Genomic DNA, 22,392 nt, shown 5'->3' on the forward strand with positions numbered 1-22,392 from the left:
CGTTGGTTCCAGCCAGAAATTTGGGCCGCAGTTGCGGAGGGCTGACTGTTATACGAGAAAATTGCCCGAAGATTTAGGCGTTTACATACGCCGTAACAGCTCTGTCGAATAAAAAAAATCGTGCGTGGGTGCAAGACTTCTTTAAAAGTAGATGAGAATTACTATAAATTGCACGCACTCAAACTGCCATCACCGATGGCCTGTCTTCTTTAGCACTCAAGGATCTGATACCGCTTCCCCAGGCGGTCGGGAGTCATGTTGGAAAACTACTATCGCGAGCTGGTGTGTTTCCTCAACGCCAAGCTGGGCAACCGTCAGGTAGCCGAGGATGTGGTGCATGACGCTTATGTCCGGGTGCTGGAGCGCGCAAGCGACACGCCAATCGAACAGCCGCGGGCGTTTTTGTATCGCACGGCGCTGAACCTGGTGATCGACGGCCACCGGCGCAACGCCCTGCGCCATTCCGAGCCCCTGGAGGTGCTGGACAGCGAAGAGCGTTTCGCCCCCAGTTCACCGCATGCCAGCCACGATCAGGACCAGCGCCTGGAAATGCTCGAACGCGCCCTGGCCGAGCTGCCGCCGGCCTGCCGCGACAGCTTCCTGCTGCGCAAACTCGATGGCCTTTCCCACCCGCAAATCGCTGAACGCCTGAGCATTTCCCGCAGTGTGGTGGAAAAACATATCGTCAACGCCATGAAGCATTGCCGGGTGCGCATGCGTGAGTGGGAAGCGCACTGATCACTGATTAGTTAAATTTTATTTCACTGTCCTCGTTTCCTATCAACACATGACCTGTTGTTCAGGTCTTGAAAGGTATTCCCGCCCCACCGCCAAGGGGCTTATCCAGAGGACACTGGAATGACACAGGCAATTGCTTCGCCCGCGGTTCACGACCTGATCGGTATCGGTTTCGGCCCTTCGAACCTGGCGCTGGCCATCGCCCTGCAGGAGCGCGAAAAAGCCCAGGGCAAACTCGATGTGCTGTTTCTCGACAAGCAGGCCGACTACCGCTGGCACGGCAATACCCTGGTGACCCAGAGCGAACTGCAGATTTCGTTCCTCAAGGACCTGGTGACCTTGCGCAACCCCACCAGCCCGTATTCCTTCGTCAATTACCTCAAGGCCCACGACCGGCTGGTGGACTTCATCAACCTGGGCACCTTTTATCCGTGCCGCATGGAGTACAACGACTACTTGCGCTGGGTCGCCGGGCAGTTCCAGGCCCAGGCGCGCTACGGTGAGGAAGTGCTGGCCATCGAGCCGATCCTGCAACAGCAGCAGGTTGAAGCGTTGCGCGTGATCTCCCGTGATGCGTCTGGCGAACAGCATGTGCGCACCACCCGTTCGGTGGTGGTCAGTGCCGGTGGTACGCCACGCGTGCCGGAGGCATTCAAGGCGCTCAGGGATGACGGCCGGGTGTTCCACCACTCCCAATACCTGGCGCGCATGGCCCAGCAGCCGTGTGTTGAAGGCAAGGCGATGCGCATTGCGATCATCGGCGGCGGCCAAAGCGCGGCGGAAGCCTTTATCGACTTGAACGACAGCTTCCCATCGGTGCAGGTCGACATGATCCTGCGCGGTTCGGCGCTGAAGCCGGCCGATGACAGCCCGTTCGTCAACGAAGTGTTTTCACCGGCGTTTACCGACCTGGTATTCCAGCAAGTCGGCGCCGAGCGTGAACGTTTGGTGGCCGAGTACCAGAACACCAACTATTCGGTGGTGGACCTGGACCTGATCGAGCGAATCTACGGGATTTTCTACCGCCAGAAAGTCTCCGGCGTCGCCCGCCAGGCCTTCCGCACCATGACCGTGGTCGAGAAGGCCAGCGCCAGCCCGCTGGGCATCGAGCTGGTGCTGCGCAACAACGCCAACGGCGAAACCAGTGTCAGCCATTACGACGCCGTGATCCTGGCCACCGGGTACGAGCGCCAGATGCACCGCGAACTGCTTGCGCCGCTGGAAGCCTATATGGGCGACTTCGAGGTGGCGCGCGACTATCGCATCGTCACTGACGAGCGCTGCAAGGCCGGGATCTATATCCAGGGGTTCAGCCAGGCCAGCCATGGTTTGAGCGATACGCTGCTGTCGGTGCTGCCGATTCGCGCGGATGAGATTGCGGCGTCGCTGTATGAAAACGATCGCCATCGGGGCAAAGCGCGTTCGGTGCAGGATTTGCTACTCGCCACCGCGAGCTGACAAGCTGCACTTGTGACAAGCAGGGCTGCCTGATACTGTACAAAAAACCAGTATCGGTAGCCCTTCATGCAGTTGATCGAAAAACTCAGCATCCTTGCCGACGCCGCCAAGTACGACGCTTCCTGCGCCAGCAGTGGCGCGCCCAAGCGCAGCTCCGAAGGCAAGGCCGGGCTGGGCTCCACCGATGGCATGGGCATCTGCCACAGCTACACCCCGGACGGCCGTTGCGTGTCGTTGCTCAAGGTGTTGCTGACCAACTTCTGCCTCTACGACTGCCAATACTGCGTCAACCGCCGTTCCAGCGACGTGCCCCGCGCGCGTTTCAGCCCGGAGGAGGTGGTCACCCTGACCCTGGATTTCTACCGGCGCAATTGCGTCAGCGGGCTGTTTCTCAGTTCCGGCATCATCCGCTCGGCCGACTACACCATGGAGCAGTTGGTCCGGGTCGCCAAACTGCTGCGCGAAGAGCATGACTTTCGCGGCTATATCCACCTCAAGACCATTCCCGAAGCCGACCCGGCGCTGATCGCCGAGGCCGGGCGTTACGCCGACCGGCTCAGCGTGAATATAGAACTGCCCACCGATGCCAGCCTGCAAACCCTGGCGCCGGAGAAGCAGATCGTCTCGATCAAGCAAGCCATGCAAACCATCTACACCGGTGAGCAAACCGTACTCAACGAGCCGAGCGCGCCGCGTTTCGCCCCGGCCGGGCAGAGTACACAGATGATCGTCGGCGCCGATGACACCGACGACAGCACCATCCTGCACGGCGCCGAGGCGTTGTATGGCAACTTCAAGTTGCGTCGCGTGTATTACTCCGCGTTCAGCCCCATCCCCAACAGCCCGAAAAGCGTGCCCCTGGCCGCGCCACCGCTGATGCGCGAACACCGTTTGTATCAGGCGGATTTCTTGCTGCGCAGCTACGGTTTCAGCGCCAACGAACTGTTTGAAGGCCCAGGCCACCTGGCGCTGGATATCGACCCCAAGCTGGCCTGGGCGCTGGAGCATCGCGAGGTGTTTCCGCTGGACTTGAATCGCGCCGAACCGACCCTGATTGCACGCATTCCCGGCATTGGCCTGCGTACTACCCAGCGCCTGGTCGACCTGCGTCGCGAACGCAAGATCCGTTTCGAAGACCTCGCGCGTATGCGTTGCGTGCTGGCCAAGGCCAAGCCGTTTTTCATCACCAGCGACTACCACCCGCAACAGGCCGACAGCACCAGCGTGTTGCTGCGCGAGCAACTGCGCGACCGCCCGCAGCCGCAACAAATGGGGCTGTGGGGATGATCAGCCTGGAATGCGACAACCTGTTCAGCACCTGGCGCGAACAGGCGCGCTGGCTGCTCAGCCATCAGGTCGACCCCAGCCAGGTGAGCTGGGGTGAGGCCGAGGTGGCGGACCTGTTTGCGACCGACGAGCCGATCCCTGAGCAGCTTGGCCCATTCCAGGCCCGAATTCCCAAGGCGCTGCTGGAGCTGCTGGAGTCGGCCGCCTGTTACCACGGTGATCAGCGCTGGAGCCTGTTATATGAGGTGTTGTGGCGAGTCAGCCATGGCGACCGCACCGCGATGCTTGCGGGCGACAAGCTGGGCAGCGAGTTGCAGCGGCGGATTAAGCAGGTCAGTCGCGAAGCCCATCACCTGCATGCCTTTGTGCGGTTTATCGCGTTGCCGGCAGAGGCGGGGCCTGAGCTGCCGGAGTATGTGGCGTGGCACGAGCCGGCCCATGACATTCTGAAATCAGCCAGCCAGCACTTCGTCGGGCGCATGGGCCGTCATCGCTGGATGATCGCCACGCCCCTGGACGGGGTTTATTACGACGGTGAGCAGTTGATTCATCAGCGCGAGTGCCCCGAGGCGTGGCGGCAACTGGCGCAAAATGTCGAAGACCCGCACAGCGCCATGTGGCTGACCTACTACAGCCACATCTTCAACCCGGCGCGGTTGAACCCCAAGGTGATGGAAGGGCACTTGCCCAGCCGGTTCTGGAAGAATCTGCCGGAGGGCAAGTTGATTCCGGGGTTGATCAGCGAGGCGCGCACGGGGAAGCAGAAGGATGGGCAGGCGAAGCTGATTGGGGCTCGGCCTGGGAAGAGAATTATGCACCCCGCCAATGTGGGAGCTGGCTTGCCTGCGATAGCGGTGTGCCAGTCAAATCAAAGTTGACTGATAAACCGCCATCGCAGGCAAGCCAGCTCCCACATGGGGTTTGTGTTGTTGATGATCGTTCCCACGCTCCGCGTGGGAATGCTGCGCCGGACGCTCCGCGTCCGCTGTGAGGTCGTGACGCGGAGCGTCACAGGATGCATTCCCACGCAGAGCGTGGGAACGATCTGTCTATCTGTCTTCTGTGTTTGAGAAATCAGGCCAACTCAGTCACAGTGTTCTTCACCACTGCCAACTCCGGATGCGCCACCAATTTATCAATGTGCAACTCGTCGTTGTTCAACCAGGTCTCCGTCAGCACGCGGTAGTGCTCCATGTCCCGGCAGCGCATGCGCAGGCTGTAATCAAACGGCCCGCTGATCAGCTGGCATTCAAACACTTGCGGGCAGGCTTTGACGCAGGCTTCAAAGGCCTTTTGCGCCGAGCGCCCGCTTTGATTGGACAAGGCCACCAGCACCAGCAGCGAAAGCCCAGGCGAGACCATCTGCACATCGATGATCGCCCCGTACCCGCGAATCACGCCGCGCCGCTCCAGCTTGCGCACGCGCTCCAGGCAGGGCCTGGGCGTCAGGTGCACCAGCGACGAGAGCTTTTCGTAGGTGATACGCCCCTGGTGCCGCAACACGTCGATGATGGCCTCATCGATGCGATCCAGCGCAGGGGAAGAATGGGGTCCGTTGGCCTTGGTATCCATGAGTTCACTTCAAACGGTTGGAAAGAAATTGCTGCAAGCGTTCGCTGCTGGGGTGGTCGAGGATCTCGGCGCCGCCTTGTTCTTCGACCCGGCCCTGATGCAAAAACAGCACTTGGCTGGACACCTGGCGGGCAAAGCCCATTTCGTGGGTGACCATCAACATGGTACGACCTTCCTCGGCCAACGTCTGTATGACTTTTAGGACTTCTCCTACAAGTTCCGGGTCCAGCGCGGAGGTCGGTTCGTCGAACAAAATGATTTCCGGCTCCATCGCCAGCGCCCGTGCGATGGCCACGCGCTGTTGTTGGCCGCCGGACAGAAACGCCGGGTATTGATCCGCCACACGGCCCGGCAAACCGACTTTGTCCAGGTACATGCGTGCACGTTTTTCTGCCTCTGCCGCGCTCACATTCAGCACGCGGCGCGGGGCCATGATGATGTTTTCCAGTACGGTCATGTGGCTCCACAGGTTGAAGTGCTGGAACACCATGGCCAGGCGCGTGCGCAGGTTCTGCAGTTGCGCCTGGTGCGGCGCGCGGGTGCCGGCGCGGCCTTGCTGCATCTCGATGCTGATGCCGTCGAGGGTGATCACTCCAGCGTCCGGCTGCTCGAGAAAGTTGATGCAACGCAGCATGGTGCTTTTGCCCGAGCCGCTGGCGCCGATCAGGCTGATCACATCGCCCTGGCGCGCATTGAGGGACACGCCCTTGAGCACTTCGTGATCACCGTAGCGTTTATGAATGCCTTCGACCTGCAGTTTGACGGCTGCCGTGACCGCCTTGGCGGACGGCGCGGGGTGTACATCGGCGGGATAAGTGGCCAGGGCCTGCGCGGACTGATTCATGGGTTAGCCTCGGGTAGGAACAAGAAAACGCATCCAGCGACGTTCGGCCAGTCGAAACAGGCCCACCAGTGCAAAGGACAGCAGCATGTACAGCAGGGCGGCGATGCCGAAGGCCTGGAACGTCAGGAACGTTTCGGCGTTGGCATCGCGGGCCACCTTGAGGATGTCGGCGACGGTGGCGGTGAACGCCAGCGAGGTGGCGTGCAGCATCAGGATCATTTCGTTGCTGTAGGCCGGCAACGCGCGGCGCAGTGCAGCGGGCACCACCACAAACAGGTTGAGCCGCCAACCGTGCAGGCCGTAGGCGCGCGCCGCTTCGATTTCGCCATGGGGAATAGTGCGGATCGCCCCGGCGAAGATTTCCACGGTGTAGGCGCAGGTGTTGAGCACAAACGCCAGCAGGGTGCAGTTCAGCGCGTTACGGAAAAACTGGTTGAGCAGGGCGTTGTCCTGCACCACCTCCAGGCTGTACAGCCCGGTGTAGCAAATCAGCAACTGGATATACAGCGGCGTGCCGCGAAACAGGTAGGTGTAGACCTCCACCGGCCAGCGCAGCCAGAAATGCTCCGAGACGCGCGCCAGCGACAGTGGGATCGACAGCACAAAACCCAGGACCACCGAGATGATAAACAGCCACAGCGTCATGGCGACCCCGGACAAGCCGGCGCCATCGCTGAACAGGTAGGCCAGGCCGTATTGCTGGAACAGTTCGATCATCGCGCCATCCCCTTGATGCCGAGGTTATAGCGCCGTTCGAGGCGCTTGAAGATACGGTTGGAGAGGGTGGTGATCACCAGGTACACCACGCCGGCGAGGATCAGAAAGTACAGCGGCTCGTTGGTGCTCTTGCCGGCGTTTTGCGCAGCCTTGACCAGGTCCGACAGGCCGATGATCGACACCAGCGCAGTGGACTTGAGCAGCACCAGCCAGTTATTGCCCAGGCCCGGCAGCGCAAAGCGCATCAACTGTGGGAACAGCACCAGGTGGAAGCGCTGCCAGCGGCTCAAGCCATAGGCGGTGGCGGCCTCAAGCTGCCCGGCCGGCACACTGAGGATCGCGCCGCGAAAGTTTTCGGTGAAATACGCACCGTAGATAAACCCCAGGGTGATCACCCCGGCGGTAAACGGGTCGATTTCGAAGTAGTCCCAGCCGAACACTTCGCTGAGGTCGTTCAGCCACAGTTGCAGGCTGTAGAAAATCAGCAGGATCAGCACCAGGTCCGGCACGCTGCGGATCAGCGTGGTGTACAGCGTGGCGGGCACCCGCAGCCATTTGACGCTGGAGAGCTTGGCGCCGGCCGCAATCAGGCCCAAGGCGAGGCTCAGGGCCAGCGCCAGGAACGCCAATTTGACCGTCATCCAGGCACCCTGGGCGAGCATGGGGCCGTAGCCTTGCAGGTTGAGGAATTCGTTCATGGGAAAGATCTCGATGGAGCGCAGAGATTTACTGTGGGAGCTGGCCTGCCTGCGATGACGTTGGGTCAGCTAATACCTCTGCGTCTGATACACCGCTATCGCAGGCAAGCCAGCTCCCACAGGGGACGAGGCGTTACTCGTTGTAGATATCCTGATCGCCGAAGTACTTCTTCTGGATCTGTGCGTAGGTGCCATCGGCCTGCACGGCGGCGATGCCTTTGTTGATCAGCGCGCGCAAGTCTGCGTCGTTTTTGCGCAGGCCCATGGCGATGTCCAGGGGCAGGGTCGGGTCCTTGAAGGCCGGGCCGGTCTTGAAGTCGGCGCCTTCAGGCTTGGACAGGAAGTTGAGCTGGGCTTCGAGCTTGTCGGTCAGGGTGGCGTCGAGGCGGCCGTTTTGCAGGTCGGCGTAGTTCTGTTCCTGGGACTGGTACGCCTTGATCTGCGCGCCGAGCTTGGCCAGGTGCGCGCGCGCGTAGGCTTCTTGCAGCGAACCTTGCAGCACGCCGACCTGCTTGCCTTTCAGGGATTCGGGGGTGTCGCCGAAGTCGGCGCTTTTGCGGGTGATCACCGAGGTCGGGCTGAGGAACAGGCGGTCGGTGAAGTCGATGACTTTTTCGCGCGCCGGCGTCACGGCCATGGACGACATGATCGCGTCGAACTTGCGTGCGCGCAGGGCCGGGATCATGCCGTCGAATTCGTTGTGCACCCAGGTGCATTTCACTTCGAGCTTGGCGCAGATCGCATTGCCCAATTCGATATCAAAGCCTTGCAGGCTGCCGTCGGCGGCCACGGATTCGAAAGGCGGGTATTCGGGGAATACGCCGAAGCGGATTTCTTTCCAGTCCTGGGCGTGGGCGGCGCTGGCGCACAGAGGCAACAGCAATGCAGCGAGGAGTGATCGCAGTGGAGTCATGGGGCGTCCCTATATTTTGTAATTGATGTCAGGGCAGTGAAAGTGTGCAGCGTGCATTCATTTGCTGACTCTTTGGTCGGGCTCAGAATGCTTCATGGTGGTGCGTTTTTTGTGTCGTTTACCCGGTGCATAAAGCGCGAATTGCGCTGTTAAAAAGCGCAATGCAGCGGAATCGGCTGCCGCACGCGCTAAATCGGCTTTTCACCGGTGAGGTTCAGGCCTGCCCTGGGCGCAAAGCGGCAGGCCAGAGCGGTCTCAGGCGCGCTTTTTCTGCTGTACGCGCGGCTGTTGGGCCAAGCGTGCAAACAGGTCTTTCGGGTCGGCCAGGTCTGGCACCAGTTCGAGTGTGCTGCCCACATCCAACGCGTTGGCCACATCGAACACATAGCGCAGTGCCGAATAATCTTCGATGGCAAAACCCACCGAGTCGAACAGCGTGACTTGGCGTGCGTTTTCGCGGCCGGGCTTCTGGCCATTGATGACCTGCCACAGCTCGGTGACCGGCGAATCTTCCGGCATGTGCTGGATTTCGCCCTCGATGCGGCTTTGCGGTTCGTACTCGACGATCACGCGGGCGCGTTCGACGATACGTCGGTCCAGCTCGGTCTTGCCGGGGCAGTCGCCGCCCACGGCGTTCAGGTGCATGCCGGGTTCGATCATGTCGTCGGTGAGGATGGTCGCGTAGGCCTTGTCGGCCGTCACGGTGGTGACGATGTCCGCGCCTTTCACCGCTTCGGCAACGCTGCCGGCCAGGATCACTGTGATTGCCGGGAAGGCCTTGAGGTTGGCGGCCAGTTTGGCGGTGGCCTTGACGTCGATGTCGAACAGGCGGATTTCGGTGATGCCGAGCATGGCATGGAAGGCCAGGGCCTGGAACTCACTTTGCGAGCCGTTGCCGATCAGCGCCATGCTGCGGCTGTTGTCGCGCGCCAGGTAACGAGCCACCAACGCCGAGGTGGCGGCGGTGCGGATGGCCGTGGTCAGGGTCATTTCCGCCAGCAATACCGGTTTGCCGGTATCCACGTCGCCCAGCGCGCCGAAGGCCATCACCGTGAGCATGCCGGCCAGGGTGTTCTTGGGGTGGCCATTCACATATTTGAACGCGTACAGCGAAGCGTCGGACACCGGCATCAGCTCGATCACGCCATCCGGCGAGTGGTTGGCCAGGCGTGCGCATTTTTCGAAATCCTGCCAGCGCAGGTAGTCGGCGCGGATGTATTCGGCCATTTCGGTGATGCAGGTTTGCAGGCCTTTTTGCGAGACCAGGTAGCTGAGATCGTTGACGTCGATATAACGGGTCATGGCAAGACTCCTTATTGAAATGAGGGGCGGGCGGGCAGGTGCACTTCCGCCAACATGCAGCGGGCACTGCCGCCGCCGATGCGTTCGATGTTGTCGATGTTCACCACCACCGGCCGCGTGTGGCGTTCCACCTGTTGGCGCTGGGCTGGGTGCAAGGCGCCCCAGGCGCTGGCGGACATCACCAGCAGTGGCTGGCCGTCGCGGTCGTGGACTTCGAGCATGTTGCCGGCGAAGGCTTCGAGCTGGTTGAAGTCGAGGGCGAGGATGTCTTTGCCGGTGTCGCGCAGTGAGCGTTCCAGGCCCAGGCGTTCGCTCGCGTCGGGCAGGGCTTGCAGGCACACCACCGAGAGGTCGCGGCCGACGCTCATCATCACGTTGCTGTGGTAGATCGGCGCGTGGTGGCGGTCAACGGCGTGGAACACGCAGAGTCTGTAGTCGAGGCGTTCGGCGAACTGGCGCAGGGCGTCCTGGTGGGTGCGCCCGGAGTGGCAGGCGTAGCTGATGCGATGCTGGCGGTCGAGCACCATGCTGCCGGTGCCTTCGAGGAAGATGTTCTGTTGTTCGAGGTGGCTGAGGTCGATGGTGTGGTGGATCGCAAAGCGCTGCTCGAGCACTTGCAGCACGCCTTTGTCGCGCTCCAGGCGTCGGTTCTGGCCTTCCATCGGGTACAGCACCAGGCTGCCGTCGGCGTGGCTGCTCCACCAGTTGTTGGGGAAGATCGAGTCGGGGGTGTGAGGCGCGGGAGTGTCCTGCACCACCAGCACTTCGACGCCGTGTTGGCGCAGGGTGTCGACGTAGCCGTCGAATTCTTCCAGCGCTTTGTGCTGCGCGCTGAGTGGGTCGAGGGGCGGGCGCTGGAAGCGGTTGTTGATCGCGGTGTCCGGGTTGAAGGCAAAGCGCGCCGGGCGAATCATCAGGACAGTGTTTGTTGTTTGCATGGGTGCACGGGTCCATGGGGGGCTGAGCTGTGGGGGTATTTTGTGCGTTGTGGTGGGGGAATCCCGGCTGAAACAGAGGGGCGGCTCAGCCGGGAAAGCTGAAAAGTGGGGTGGGGCAGCCGAATCGGCTGAGAGGCTTGAAATGCGCTCAAACTGTGGGAGCTGGCTTGCCTGCGATAGCGGTAGGTCAGTACTAAATGTTCTGACTGACAGACCGCTATCGCAGGCAAGCCAGCTCCCACATTAGTATGGTGGCGGTCGTGACACCCGAGCCAGGAAGGAGAATGCATGTCTACCGCTGTTCGTCTTGCCCAAACCACCGATGCCGAAGGGATCAGCCAGGTCATCCTGGCTGCCTTGCACAGCAGTAATGCGCGGGATTACCCGGCGGAGGTGATTGCTCGGGTCGCGCGTAATTTTACGCCTGACGCTGTGCTGGCTTTGCTCCAGCGGCGGGTGGTGCTGGTGGCGGTTCAGGAGCAGGTGATCGTCGCCACTGCGGCACTCGACGGCAATGTGGTGCGCTCGGTGTTCGTCAACCCGGCGCTGCAAGGGCAGGGCATTGGGCGGCTGTTGATGATCGAAATCGAATTGCGTGCCCGCGAAGCCGGGGTGACGGTCTTGAGCGTGCCGTCTTCGCTGACGGCCGAGCCGTTCTATACCAAGCTGGGGTTCCACACGGTGCGCAATGTCTACCACGGCAACGAGCGCACGTTGGTGATGGAGAAGGCGTTGTTATCTCGCCATCCCATTGGGCCGTACCGCGACCGTCAGCACCGCGCGCAAGTGGTGGCCCTGTGGCAGGAGGCGTTTGGCTATGACACTGCGCACAACCTGCCGACGTTGGCGATTGATAAGAAACTGGCGGTCAACGATGGCTTGTTCTTTGTGGCGACGGATAAAAAAGCCGTGGTCGGCAGCATTCTCGCCGGCTACGACGGGCACCGTGGCTGGCTGTATTCGGTGGCGGTGCACAGCGATTATCGGCGGCAGGGTTTGGGCGCGTCGTTGGTGCGGCATGCCGAGCAGGCGTTGACGGCGCTGGGGTGCATGAAGATCAATTTGCAGATAACTGGCGGCAATGACGCGGTGGTGGGGTTTTACGAGGCGTTGGGGTATGGGGTGGAGCCGAGGATTAGTATGGGGAAGAAGATTGGTGTGAATATCCCAAAAAACGTGTGAGAACACTCAAACCCACTGTGGGAGCTGGCTTGCCTGCGATGGCGGTGGGTCAGTCAACTTGTTTAGTCACTGATAGACCGCTATCGCAGGCAAGCCAGCTCCCACATGGGTTTTGTGGTGTGGCTGGCTTTTGGGTTTAGACCTTGACGATCCAGCCTTCCGGCGCTTCGACGTCGCCGGTTTGCACGCCGGTCAGCTCTTTGTAGAGCGCCTGGGTGATCGGGCCGACTTCGGTTTCGCTGTGGAATACGTGCAGTTTGCCGTTGTACTGGATGCCGCCGATCGGCGAGATCACGGCAGCCGTGCCGCAGGCACCGGCTTCCTTGAACTGATCCAGTTTGTCGATGAACACTTCGCCCTCGACTACTTTCAGGCCCAGGCGCGACTGGGCCAGTTCGATCAGCGACAGGCGGGTGATGCCTGGCAGCACCGAAGGCGACTTCGGCGTGATGAACTGGTTGTCGTGGGTGATACCGAAGAAGTTGGCCGAACCGACTTCTTCGATTTTCGAATGGGTCATCGGGTCCAGGTAGATCGCGTCGGCGAAGCCGGATTTCTTCGCTTCGGCACCCGGCATCAGGCTGGCGGCGTAGTTGCCACCGACCTTGGCGGCCCCGGTGCCTTGTGGCGCGGCGCGGTCGAAGGTGGAAATCTGGAAGTTGTGGGGCACCAGGCCGCCTTTGAAGTAGGCGCCGACCGGGATGGCGAAGACCGAGAAGATGAACTCCGGCGCGGTCCGCACGCCGATGTTGTCACCGGTGCCGATCACGAACGGGCGCAGGTACAGGGCGCCGCCGCTGCCGTATGGCGGGATAAACCGCTCGTTGGCCTTGACCACTTGTTTGCAGGCGTCGATGAAGTCTTCGGTCGACACGTGCGGCATCAGCAGGCGTGCACAGCTGCGCTGCATGCGTGCGGCGTTCTGGTCCGGGCGGAACAGGTTGATCGAACCGTCTTTGCAACGGTAGGCCTTGAGGCCTTCAAAGCATTGCTGGCCATAGTGCAGGGCAGTCGAGCCCTCGCTGATGTGCAGCACGTTGTCGTCGGTCAGGGTGCCTGCTTGCCATTCGCCGTTTTTCCAGACTTGGAGAAACCGCTTGTCGGTCTTGATGTAGTCAAAACCCAGCTTGTCCCAATTGATGCTTTCGTTACCCATGACACCCTCTATCTCTGGTCAACCGCCTGGTCGAAGGCAGGCTTGTCGGTTTTTTTCTGGATGGGCGCAACAATACTTCATTCTTGGCCGGTGTGGGAGCGGGTGGGCGGGCCATTCGGCATGTGCGTTGGCTGATCCGCCGCTATCGCAGGCAAGCCAGCTCCCACATTTGCAATGCATTCCCCTGTGGGAGCTGGCTTGCCTGCGATGGCCTCACCGCGGTTTTACAGGTGCAGCGCGTGGCCCAAAGCTCTTAAAGCGGCTTCCTGTACCGCTTCGCCGAGCGTCGGATGGGCGTGGATGGTGCCGGCCACGTCTTCCAGGCGCGAGCCCATTTCCAGGCTCAGGCCGAAGGCCGTGGACAGCTCGGACACGCCAACGCCCACCGCTTGCCAGCCGACGATCAGGTGGTTGTCACGCCGCGCCACCACGCGCACGAAGCCGGTTTTCGACTCCAGGGTCATCGCCCGGCCATTGGCCGCGAATGGGAAGCTCGACACGATGCAGTCCAGGCCGGCAGCCTTGGCTTCGTCCGGGGTCTTGCCGACCACCACCAGTTCCGGGTCGGTAAAGCACACCGCCGGGATCGCTGCCGGGTTGAATTCGCGGGACTTGCCGCTGATCAGTTCGGCAACCATCTCGCCCTGGGCCATGGCCCGGTGCGCCAGCATCGGCTCGCCACTCAGGTCACCAATAGCGTACACATTGCGCATGCTGGTCTGGCAACGGTTGTCGATCTTGATCGCCGAACCGTTCATGTCCAGGTTCAGTGCTTCGAGGTTCCAGCCCTGGGTGTTGGGTTTGCGGCCTACGGCCACCAGCACTTGATCGGTTTCCAGCGACAAGGTGTCGCCATTCGGTTCGCGCACTTGCAGGCAGTTGTTTTCGAAGCCAGTGACGCTGTGCTTGAGGTACAGCTTTACGCCCAATTGCTTGAGGGATTCGGCCACCGGCAATGTCAGCTCGGCGTCGTAGGCGGGCAGGATATGTTCCTGCGCCTCGACCACACTGACCTCGGCGCCGAGCTTGCGATAAGCAATGCCCAGCTCCAGGCCAATATAGCCGCCGCCGACGACAATCAGGCGCTTGGGCACACGGGTGGGCGCCAGCGCTTCGGTCGAGGAGATGATCGGCCCGCCAATCGGCAACATCGGCAGGTTGACGCTTTTCGAACCGGTGGCCAGCAACAGGTGCTCGCACTGGATACGCTGGTCGCCAACCTCAACCGTCTTGCCGTCGACCACCTTGGCCCACCCGTGGATCACTTGCACTTTGTGCTTCTTCAACAGCGCGGCAACGCCGGTGGTCAGGCGGTCGACGATGCCGTCTTTCCATTCCACGCTTTTGCGAATGTCCAGCGTCGGCACATCCACTTCGATGCCCAACTGCGAGCCCTGGCTGTGGTGCACGGTTTGCTGGAACTGCTCGGCCACGTGGATCAAGGCTTTGGAGGGTATGCAGCCGATATTCAAGCAGGTGCCGCCCAATGCCTGGCCTTCGACCAGAATGGTCGGGATGCCCAACTGGCCGGCGCGAATGGCCGCCACGTAACCGCCAGGGCCACCGCCGATAATCAGCAGTGTGGTGTTCAATGTCTCAGACATGCCTTACTCCAAAAACAGGCTGGCGGGTTGTTCGAGCAGGCCGCGAATGGCCTGGATGAATTGCGCCGCGTCCATGCCATCGACCACGCGGTGATCGAAGGAGCTGGAGAGGTTCATCATCTTGCGGACCACGATCTGGCCCTTGATCACCATCGGCCGCTCAACAATGCGGTTGACGCCGACGATGGCCACTTCCGGCAGGTTCAGCACCGGCGTGCTGACAATGCCGCCCAAGGCACCCAGGCTGGTCAATGTAATCGTCGAGCCCGACAGCTCATCGCGGCTGGCCTTGCCATTGCGTGCGGCTGTGGCCAAGCGCGCGATTTCCTCGGCATTGCCCCACAGGCTGCGGGCTTCGGCGTGTCGCACCACCGGCACCATCAGGCCGACGTCGCTCTGGGTGGCGACGCCTACATGCACCGCGCCAAGGCGGGTGATGACCTGGTTTTCGTCGTCATAGCGTGCGTTGATCTGCGGGAAGTCGCGCAACGCCACGACCATGGCGCGCACGATAAATGGCAACAAGGTCAGCTTGCCGCGTGTAGCGCCGTGTTTTTCATTGAGGTGCACGCGCAGCTCGTCGAGGGCGGTGACGTCGATCTCTTCCACATAGCTGAAATGCGCGGCGCGCCGGGTGGCGTCCTGCATGCGCTGGGCGATCTTGCGGCGCATGCCGATCACCGGGATTTGCTCTTCGTCGTTGCGCTCGGCGTAAGGGTTGGCGGCCGTTGATTTTTTGCCCGGACGATCGAGCAAGAAAGCCTCCAAATCTTCGTGCAAAATCCGGCCCGCCGGACCAGAGCCCTGGACCAGGCGTAGCTGGATGCCAGCATCCAACGCATGTTTGCGTACGGCCGGGGAGGCCAGTGGACGTTCGTCGGCTTCACGGGCCACCGGGGCTTGCGCCTGGGTCGCCTGAGGTTTTGTCACCGCCGACGCGGGCTTGCTTTCAACCGGCGCGGGTTTGGCTTCAACCACCGGCGCCGCCTTCGCAGGCGCCGCCACTGGCGGTACATCCTTGGCGTTGCCCGCGCCTTCCACTTCAATGCTGATCAAAATACTGCCCACGGCCATGACTTCGCCCGGCTCGCCGCCGAGGGAAATCACTTTGCCGTGCACCGGCGAGGGTATGTCCACCATCGCCTTGTCGGTCATCACATCCGCCAGCACCTGGTCTTCAACCACCAGGTCGCCGACCTTCACGTGCCATGCCGACAGTTCAACTTCTGCAATGCCTTCGCCAATGTCCGGCATCTTGATAACGTGCGTGCCCATTCAGACCTCCATGACCCGTTTCAACGCCGCGCCCACGCGGGACGGCCCTGGGAAATACGCCCACTCTTGCGCGTGCGGATAGGGCGTGTCCCAGCCGGTGACGCGTTCGATTGGCGCTTCCAGGTGGTGGAAGCAATGCTCTTGCACCAGCGACACCAGCTCGGCACCAAAGCCGCAGGTGCGCGTGGCTTCGTGCACCACCACGCAACGGCCGGTCTTTTTCACCGATTTGACGATGGTTTCCAGGTCCAGTGGCCACAGGCTGCGCAGGTCGATGACCTCGGCGTCGATGCCGGTTTCTTCGGCAGCAACTTGCGACACATACACGGTGGTGCCGTAGGTCAGCACGGTGACCGCCGAGCCCGGACGCACGATGGCGGCCACGTCCAGCGGCACGGTGTAGTAACCGTCCGGCACTTGCGCTTGCGGGTGTTTCGACCACGGCGTCACCGGGCGGTCGTGATGGCCATCGAACGGGCCGTTGTACAGGCGCTTGGGCTCCAGGAAGATCACCGGGTCATCGTTTTCGATGGAGGCAATGAGCAGGCCTTTGGCGTCGTACGGGTTGGACGGCATCACCGTGCGCAGGCCGCAAACCTGGGTGAACACCGCTTCGATACTCTGGCTGTGGGTCTGGCCGCCGTAGATGCCGCCGCCGCAGGGCATGCGCATGGTCAGCGGCGCGGTGAACTGGCCGGCCGAGCGATAACGCAGGCGAGCGGCTTCGGAGATGATCTGGTCGGTGGCGGGGTAGACGTAGTCGGCGAACTGGATTTCTGCCACCGGGCGCAGGCCGTAGGCGCCCATGCCCACCGCCACGCCGACGATGCCGCTTTCCGAGATCGGCGCGTCAAACACCCGCGAGCTGCCGTACTTGTTCTGCAAGCCTTCGGTGCAACGGAACACGCCGCCGAAGTAACCGACGTCCTGGCCGAACACCACCACGTTATCGTCACGTTCGAGCATCACGTCCATGGCCGAGCGCAGGGCCTGGATCATGGTCATGGTGGTGGTGGTCATGGCGGTTTCCAGTTCAATACTGTTGTTGTGATCGTTCATGTCAGATCCCCAACTCTTGACGCTGGCGCTTCAAATGCTCCGGCATCTCTTTATAGACGTCTTCGAACATGGTCGCGGCGCTTGGAATCTGGCCACCGGCCAGGGTGCCGTACTGTTCGGCTTCCTTTTGTGCCTTGACCACTTCGGCCTCAAGTTCGGCGCTGACCGCCGCGTGTTCCTCTTCGGACCACTGGCCAATCTTGATCAGGTGCTGCTTGAGACGGGCAATCGGGTCGCCCAACGGGAAGTGGCTCCAGTCATCGGCCGGGCGATATTTCGACGGGTCATCGGAGGTGGAGTGCGGGCCGGCGCGGTAGGTGACCCACTCAATCAGGGTTGGCCCAAGGTTGCGGCGCGCGCGCTCGGCCGCCCACGCGGAGGCGGCGTACACCGCGATAAAGTCGTTGCCGTCCACGCGCAGGGAGGCGATGCCGCAACCGACGCCGCGTCCGGCGAAGGTGGTGGCTTCACCACCGGCGATGGCCTGGAAGGTGGAGATCGCCCACTGGTTGTTAACCACATTGAGGATCACCGGCGCGCGGTACACGTGGGCGAAGGTGAGGGCGGTGTGGAAGTCGGATTCGGCGGTGGCGCCGTCGCCGATCCAGGCCGAGGCGATTTTAGTGTCGCCCTTGATCGCCGAGGCCATGCCCCAGCCCACGCCTTGTACGAATTGGGTGGCGAGGTTGCCGGAAATGGTGAAGAAGCCGGCGTCCTTGACCGAATACATGATCGGCAACTGGCGACCCTTGAGCGGGTCGCGCTCGTTGGACAGCAGTTGGCAGATCAGGTCTACCAGCGGCACTTCGCGGGCCATCAGGATGCTTTGCTGGCGGTAGGTCGGGAAGCACATGTCGTCGATGTTCAAGGCCAGGGCCTGGGCGCTGCCGATGGCTTCTTCGCCAAGGCTTTGCATGTAGAACGACATTTTTTTCTGACGCTGGGCGACCACCATACGGTTGTCGAAGATCCGCGTCTTGAGCATGGCGCGCATGCCTTTGCGCAGGATCTCGACGGGAACGCCTTCGGCCCATGGGCCAAGGGCCTGGCCCTGGTCGTCGAGCACGCGGATCAGGCCTTTGGCGAGGTCGGCGGTGTCGGCGGGTTCTACGTCGATGGCGGGTTTGCGCACCGTACCTGCGTCAGTCAGGCGCAGGTAGGTAAAGTCGGTCTTGCAGCCTGGGCGGCCCGAGGGTTCGGGCACGTGCAGGCGCAGTGGTTCGTACTGCTGGGTCATGGCTTTCTACGCTCTATCTTGTGAATTTCTTGTAGTGGGCGCGCTAGCTGACAGTCAGTCTCCGGATAGGAGAAATCTTGTCCTACAACAATCATAGGCGTGGCGTAGAAGAATATTTATCTCTGTTTCGTTGCGCTCGCGATCATTTGCGGATAAAAAAACTGCATAACCATAATAAACAGGTGATTTTGTCTCATGCGTAAACTGGACCGTACCGATATTGGCATTCTCAACGCCCTGCAGGAGAACGCCCGCATCACCAACGCCGACCTGGCTCGCTCGGTCAACCTGTCGCCCACGCCGTGTTTCAACCGGGTCAAGGCGATGGAAGAACTGGGCCTGATTCGCGACCAGGTCACGCTGCTCGACGCCGACCTGCTGGGGCTGCACGTCAACGTGTTCATCCATGTAAGCCTGGAAAAGCAGAACGAGCTGGCATTGCAGCAGTTCGAAGGCGCGATCTCGGACCGCCCGGAAGTGATGGAGTGCTACCTGATGGCCGGCGACCCGGACTACCTGATCCGCGTGTTGGTGCCGACCATCCAGTCGCTGGAGCGCTTCATGATGGATTTTCTGACCAAGGTCCCAGGCGTCGCCAACATCCGCTCCAGCTTTGCGCTCAAGCAAGTGCGCTACAAAACTGCATTGCCCCTGCCAGCCAACGGCATCAGCCTGGGGAGCTGAATCACCTCAGTCAAAATGTGGGAGCTGGCTTGCCTGCGATAGCGGTTGTTCAGGCTCAGATGGATTGGCTGACAGTCCGCTATCGCAGGCAAGCCAGCTCCCACAAGGAGACCGGCATTTTCAAAGTTGGTTAAGCGGAATCTTCAGGTAAACCACCCCATTCTCCTCCGCCGGCGGCATATGCCCCGCCCGCACATTCACCTGAATCGCCGGCAACAACAACGTCGGCATCCCCAGCCCGGCATCACGTTGCGTGCGCATCGCAACAAACGCCGCCTCATCCACCCCGTCATGCACATGAATATTCCCCGCGCGCTGTTCAGCGACGGTGGTCAGGCACTTGGCCTCCCGGCCTTCAGGCGGGTAGTCATGGCACACGTACAGCTCGGTCTCCAAAGGGAAGGCCAGCAACTTGCGCATCGACGCATACAACTGCCGCGCATCGCCGCCAGGAAAGTCGCAGCGCGCCGTGCCCACATCGGGCATGAACAGCGTGTCACCCACCAGAATCAACCGATCTTCGATCAGGTAGGCCATGTCCGCCGGAGTATGCCCCGGCACATGCAGCGCCTGGGCTTTGAGGTTGCCGATATAAAAGACCTCGTCCGGCGCGAACAAATGGTCGAACTGCGAACCATCGACGCGAAACGCCGGTTCCAGATTGAACAGGTTCTTGAACACGCCCTGGACCTTGCTGATCGACTGACCAATCGCGATTTTGCCGCCCAACGTGCGCCGCAGGTAAGGCGCGGCGGACAGGTGATCGGCATGGGCGTGGGTTTCCAGCAGCCATTGCACCTGCAAGCCGTGCTCACGCACAAAGGCGATGACTTTGTCGGCTTGGGCTGTGTCGGTGCGCCCCGAGGCCGGGTCGTAATTGAGCACCGAGTCGACGATGGCACACGGTCCACCGTCATTTTCATGGATGACGTAGGTGAAGGTCGACGATGCCTCGTCCAGAAAAGCGTGAATCAACGCTGGCATGGCGGCTGTCCCTGTTTAGAAAAATACGATGAAAAAAGTGGTTACAATCAGTTTACGTTTACACATAATGTTTTGAGCTTAAGTGACGTAAAGGACCCGAAGCAAATGGAATCTACTCTGAGTGAGGGCGAAGTCGCCCAGTTGCGCGCATCGGCGTCCAAGGCCTGCTCCTTGCTCAAGGCGCTGGCCAACGAGGATCGTTTATTGATTCTCTGCCAGTTGACCCAGGGTGAGCGCAATGTTGGCGAATTGGAAACCATGACCGGCGTAAGACAGCCTACGCTGTCACAACAGTTGGGCATTTTGCGCGACGAAGGGTTGGTCGCCACCCGTCGGGAAGGCAAATACATTTTCTACGGGCTGGCCAGCCACGAAGTGATTCAAGTAATGAAGACCCTCTCCGGGCTGTACTGCGGTGCGGTCATCAAAAGCTGGGCGTGACGCCATCCGGCAGCGACCCTTGTGTGCATGTATAAAAAGGCGATCGACATGAACGACCAACACTGTGGCCCCACCATCAGTGGCGATATCGTAGTCATTGGCGGCGGTTCGGCGGGCATCGGCCTGCTGGCCAGCCTGCTCAAGCGTGATCCGCAGCTGAACATCACCCTGATCGAACCGAGTGAATACCACTGCTACCAGCCGGCCTGGACCCTGGTCGGCGGCGGCGCCTACGACGTCAAGAAGACGCGGCGGCCCATGGCGGAGGTGTTGCCCAATGGCGTGAGCTGGGTGCAGTCCGCCGTCAACGAGTTGCTGCCGGATGAGCAAACTCTGGTGCTCGACAGCGGCCAGCGCGTCACCTGGAACAACCTGATCGTCTGCCCCGGCCTGCGGCTGGCCTGGGAAAAAGTCGAAGGGCTGCAAGACACCCTGGGCCAGAACGGCGTGACCTCCAACTACAGCTACGAGCACGCCGCCTACACCTGGCAACTGGTGCAGCAGCTCAAGGGCGGCAAGGCGATTTTTACCCAGCCGGCCATGCCGATCAAATGCGCGGGCGCGCCGCAAAAGGCCATGTACCTGTCCTGCGATCACTGGCTCAAGCACGGCAACCTGAACAATATCGACGTCGAGTTCGACCTCGCGGGCGCCGCGCTGTTTGGCGTAGCGACCTTTGTGCCGCCCTTGATGAAGTACGTCGAAAAATACAACGCGCGCCTGGCGTTCAACTCCAACCTGGTCAAGGTCGATGGCCCGGCGCGCAAGGCGTGGTTCGAGGTCAAGGACGCCGAAGGCAACGTTACCGTCGCGGAAAAAACCTTCGACCTGCTGCACGTGGTGCCGCCGCAAGTTTCCCCGGACTTTATCCGCCAAAGCCCGCTGGCCGATGCCGCCGGCTGGTGTGAAGTGAACCCCCACAGCCTGCAACACCTGCGTTACACGCACATCTTCGGCCTGGGGGATGTGTGCGGCACCACCAACGCCAAGACCGCCGCCGCGGTGCGCAAGCAGATCGTGGTGGTCGCCGAAAACCTGCTGGCCCTGCGCAAACAGGCGCCGCTGCCGCTCAAGTACGACGGCTACGGTTCCTGCCCGCTGACGGTGGAGAAGGGCAAGGTGGTGCTGGCCGAGTTCGGCTACGGCGGCAAACTGCTGCCGACCTTCCCGCTGGACCCGACCCAGGCGCGCCGTTCGATGTGGTTCCTCAAGGCCACGCTGCTGCCGTGGTTCTACTGGAACGGCATGCTCAAGGGCCGCGAGTGGCTGACCCGCCTGAGCAAGGTGGATTAAATGCTGCTGGCAAGTCTGTTGGGCGTATTGATGGGCCTGGTCATGGGCCTGACCGGCGCGGGCGGTGGCATCCTCGGGGTACCGGCGTTGGTGTTGGGGTTGGGCTTGACCATGACCCAGGCGGCGCCGGTGTCGCTGCTCGCCGTGGGGGCGGCGGCGGCGGTCGGCGCCATCGATGGGTTACGTCATGGCCTGGTGCGTTATCGCGCGGCGATGTTGATCGCGTTGCTGGGTGCATCGTTTTCGCCGTTGGGGGTGTTTGTCGCTCACCAAATGCCCGAGCCCGCGCTGATGGGGCTGTTCAGCGCGCTGATGGTGCTGGTGGCCTGGCGCATGTTGCAGCGCGAAAAGGTCGAGGCCGGGCCGAGTGACCATGGCGCCGCGTCCTGGGGCCAGAAGAACTGCATGCTTGATCAGCAGACCGGGCGCTTTGCCTGGACCGCCAAGTGCAGCACCACCCTGGCCGCCCTCGGCGCGGTGACCGGCGCGGTGTCGGGCTTGCTCGGCGTAGGTGGCGGCTTTCTGATTGTGCCGGCATTCAAGCAACTGACCGATGTGCAGATGCGTGGCATTGTCGCCACCTCGTTGATGGTGATCAGCCTGATCTCGCTGATCGGCGTGGCCGGCGCGCTTCATGCCGGTGTGAGCATCGAGCCCATGGGCTGGGTGTTTATCGGCGCAAGCATCGTCGGCATGCTGATCGGGCGGCGCCTGTGTTCGGTAATCAAGGCGCGCACCCTGCAAGTGGGCTTTGCCACCCTGTGTGTGGTAGTAGCCGCCGGCATGCTGCTCAAGGCCGCGCTCTAATTCCAACCTGAAATACATCCCAATTGTGGGAGCTGGCTTGCCTGCGATAGCGGTCTGACTGATCCACCGCCATCGCAGGCAAGCCAGCTCCCACAGTTTTGAGCGCGTCCGCTTGAGGCATGGCAAGATGAACTCTGCTCAGGTTTACTACTCCCTGAGTAACGGATTTACCGACCTTGCACGTCGGCTCATCAAGGCCACCG

The 22,392-nt window shown here is 61.5% G+C and carries 22 protein-coding genes; 9 read left to right on the forward strand and 13 right to left on the reverse strand.

What is annotated here, in order from left to right:
• Positions 1-255 precede the first annotated feature (255 nt).
• The 4 genes from L8I05_RS03895 (at position 256) to L8I05_RS03910 (ending at position 4,361) form a co-directional block, all read left to right on the forward strand.
• Positions 256-738: a sigma-70 family RNA polymerase sigma factor gene (locus L8I05_RS03895; RefSeq protein ID WP_277931620.1), complete on the forward strand. Its 483-nt coding sequence runs from the start codon at positions 256-258 to the stop codon at positions 736-738.
• A gap of 120 nt (positions 739-858) precedes the next feature.
• On the forward strand, positions 859-2,196 hold the full coding sequence (locus L8I05_RS03900) for a SidA/IucD/PvdA family monooxygenase (protein WP_159957859.1): 1,338 nt from the start codon (positions 859-861) through the stop codon (positions 2,194-2,196).
• A 66-nt stretch (positions 2,197-2,262) separates the two neighbouring features.
• The gene (locus tag L8I05_RS03905; RefSeq protein WP_242167268.1) at positions 2,263-3,483 is read left to right on the forward strand and encodes a putative DNA modification/repair radical SAM protein; all 1,221 of its coding nucleotides are present in this window, start codon (positions 2,263-2,265) and stop codon (positions 3,481-3,483) included.
• Positions 3,480-4,361, forward strand: a complete 882-nt coding sequence (locus L8I05_RS03910; protein ID WP_242167269.1) for a TIGR03915 family putative DNA repair protein — start codon at positions 3,480-3,482, stop codon at positions 4,359-4,361. The genes L8I05_RS03905 and L8I05_RS03910 overlap by 4 nt, the downstream gene beginning before the upstream one ends.
• A 196-nt stretch (positions 4,362-4,557) precedes the next feature.
• On the opposite strand, the gene L8I05_RS03915 is transcribed toward L8I05_RS03910, so the two are convergent.
• The 7 genes from L8I05_RS03915 to L8I05_RS03945 form a co-directional block, all read right to left on the reverse strand.
• Positions 4,558-5,055, reverse strand: coding sequence for an Lrp/AsnC family transcriptional regulator (locus L8I05_RS03915; protein ID WP_242167270.1), 498 nt, complete (start codon positions 5,053-5,055; stop codon positions 4,558-4,560).
• Positions 5,056-5,059: 4 nt separating this feature from the next.
• Positions 5,060-5,899, reverse strand: a complete 840-nt coding sequence (locus L8I05_RS03920) for an ATP-binding cassette domain-containing protein (RefSeq protein ID WP_242167271.1) — start codon at positions 5,897-5,899, stop codon at positions 5,060-5,062.
• Positions 5,900-5,902: 3 nt separating this feature from the next.
• Positions 5,903-6,616 carry an ABC transporter permease gene (locus L8I05_RS03925; RefSeq protein WP_242167272.1) on the reverse strand — a complete coding sequence of 238 codons (714 nt, stop codon included), beginning with the start codon at positions 6,614-6,616 and terminating at the stop codon, positions 5,903-5,905.
• Complete coding sequence (locus L8I05_RS03930; protein WP_159957851.1) at positions 6,613-7,314, reverse strand: ABC transporter permease; 702 nt, start codon at positions 7,312-7,314, stop codon at positions 6,613-6,615. The genes L8I05_RS03925 and L8I05_RS03930 overlap by 4 nt, the downstream gene beginning before the upstream one ends.
• Positions 7,315-7,447: 133 nt before the next feature.
• Positions 7,448-8,227, reverse strand: coding sequence for an ABC transporter substrate-binding protein (locus L8I05_RS03935; RefSeq protein WP_197627575.1), 780 nt, complete (start codon positions 8,225-8,227; stop codon positions 7,448-7,450).
• Between the two features lie 255 nt (positions 8,228-8,482).
• The gene (locus tag L8I05_RS03940; protein ID WP_242167273.1) at positions 8,483-9,529 is read right to left on the reverse strand and encodes an ornithine cyclodeaminase; all 1,047 of its coding nucleotides are present in this window, start codon (positions 9,527-9,529) and stop codon (positions 8,483-8,485) included.
• Between the two features lie 11 nt (positions 9,530-9,540).
• On the reverse strand, positions 9,541-10,467 hold the full coding sequence (locus L8I05_RS03945) for an arginine deiminase-related protein (protein ID WP_242167274.1): 927 nt from the start codon (positions 10,465-10,467) through the stop codon (positions 9,541-9,543).
• A gap of 288 nt (positions 10,468-10,755) precedes the next feature.
• On the opposite strand from L8I05_RS03945, the gene L8I05_RS03950 reads away from it, so the two are divergent.
• A complete protein-coding gene (locus L8I05_RS03950; RefSeq protein ID WP_242167275.1) occupies positions 10,756-11,649 on the forward strand; it encodes a GNAT family acetyltransferase in 894 nt (297 codons plus the stop codon).
• 136 nt (positions 11,650-11,785) lie between these two features.
• Here the strand turns inward: L8I05_RS03950 and L8I05_RS03955 are convergent, their stop codons facing one another.
• The 5 genes from L8I05_RS03955 to L8I05_RS03975 all read right to left on the reverse strand — a co-directional run bounded on the left by L8I05_RS03955 (position 11,786) and on the right by L8I05_RS03975 (position 17,980).
• Positions 11,786-12,805 carry a branched-chain amino acid aminotransferase gene (locus L8I05_RS03955; RefSeq protein WP_177018466.1) on the reverse strand — a complete coding sequence of 340 codons (1,020 nt, stop codon included), beginning with the start codon at positions 12,803-12,805 and terminating at the stop codon, positions 11,786-11,788.
• A gap of 224 nt (positions 12,806-13,029) precedes the next feature.
• Complete coding sequence (gene lpdA, locus L8I05_RS03960; protein ID WP_242167276.1) at positions 13,030-14,409, reverse strand: dihydrolipoyl dehydrogenase; 1,380 nt, start codon at positions 14,407-14,409, stop codon at positions 13,030-13,032.
• A gap of 3 nt (positions 14,410-14,412) precedes the next feature.
• A complete protein-coding gene (locus tag L8I05_RS03965) occupies positions 14,413-15,684 on the reverse strand; it encodes a dihydrolipoamide acetyltransferase family protein (protein ID WP_242167277.1) in 1,272 nt (423 codons plus the stop codon).
• Positions 15,685-16,743, reverse strand: coding sequence for an alpha-ketoacid dehydrogenase subunit beta (locus L8I05_RS03970; protein ID WP_159957835.1), 1,059 nt, complete (start codon positions 16,741-16,743; stop codon positions 15,685-15,687). It lies immediately after the preceding gene.
• Position 16,744: 1 nt separating this feature from the next.
• The gene (locus L8I05_RS03975; RefSeq protein ID WP_177018463.1) at positions 16,745-17,980 is read right to left on the reverse strand and encodes a 3-methyl-2-oxobutanoate dehydrogenase (2-methylpropanoyl-transferring) subunit alpha; all 1,236 of its coding nucleotides are present in this window, start codon (positions 17,978-17,980) and stop codon (positions 16,745-16,747) included.
• Positions 17,981-18,175: 195 nt separating this feature from the next.
• Here L8I05_RS03975 and bkdR point away from each other — a divergent pair, with 195 nt between their 5' ends.
• Positions 18,176-18,664 carry a Bkd operon transcriptional regulator BkdR gene (gene bkdR, locus L8I05_RS03980; protein ID WP_017136255.1) on the forward strand — a complete coding sequence of 163 codons (489 nt, stop codon included), beginning with the start codon at positions 18,176-18,178 and terminating at the stop codon, positions 18,662-18,664.
• Between the two features lie 120 nt (positions 18,665-18,784).
• On the opposite strand, the gene L8I05_RS03985 is transcribed toward bkdR, so the two are convergent.
• Positions 18,785-19,648, reverse strand: coding sequence for an MBL fold metallo-hydrolase (locus L8I05_RS03985; RefSeq protein WP_177018462.1), 864 nt, complete (start codon positions 19,646-19,648; stop codon positions 18,785-18,787).
• Between the two features lie 105 nt (positions 19,649-19,753).
• Between L8I05_RS03985 and L8I05_RS03990 the strand changes: the two genes are divergently transcribed.
• From L8I05_RS03990 to L8I05_RS04000, 3 genes are read left to right on the forward strand one after another with little or no spacing between them, the layout of a single operon-like run.
• The gene (locus L8I05_RS03990; protein WP_017136253.1) at positions 19,754-20,089 is read left to right on the forward strand and encodes a metalloregulator ArsR/SmtB family transcription factor; all 336 of its coding nucleotides are present in this window, start codon (positions 19,754-19,756) and stop codon (positions 20,087-20,089) included.
• Between the two features lie 48 nt (positions 20,090-20,137).
• Positions 20,138-21,382: an FAD/NAD(P)-binding oxidoreductase gene (locus L8I05_RS03995; RefSeq protein WP_242167278.1), complete on the forward strand. Its 1,245-nt coding sequence runs from the start codon at positions 20,138-20,140 to the stop codon at positions 21,380-21,382.
• The gene (locus L8I05_RS04000; protein WP_242167279.1) at positions 21,383-22,189 is read left to right on the forward strand and encodes a sulfite exporter TauE/SafE family protein; all 807 of its coding nucleotides are present in this window, start codon (positions 21,383-21,385) and stop codon (positions 22,187-22,189) included.
• Positions 22,190-22,392 lie beyond the last annotated feature (203 nt).

Source organism: Pseudomonas sp. MONT-RG-20F-20-E-7-02, from assembly GCF_022662395.1.
Classification (GTDB): Bacteria; Pseudomonadota; Gammaproteobacteria; order Pseudomonadales; family Pseudomonadaceae; genus Aquipseudomonas.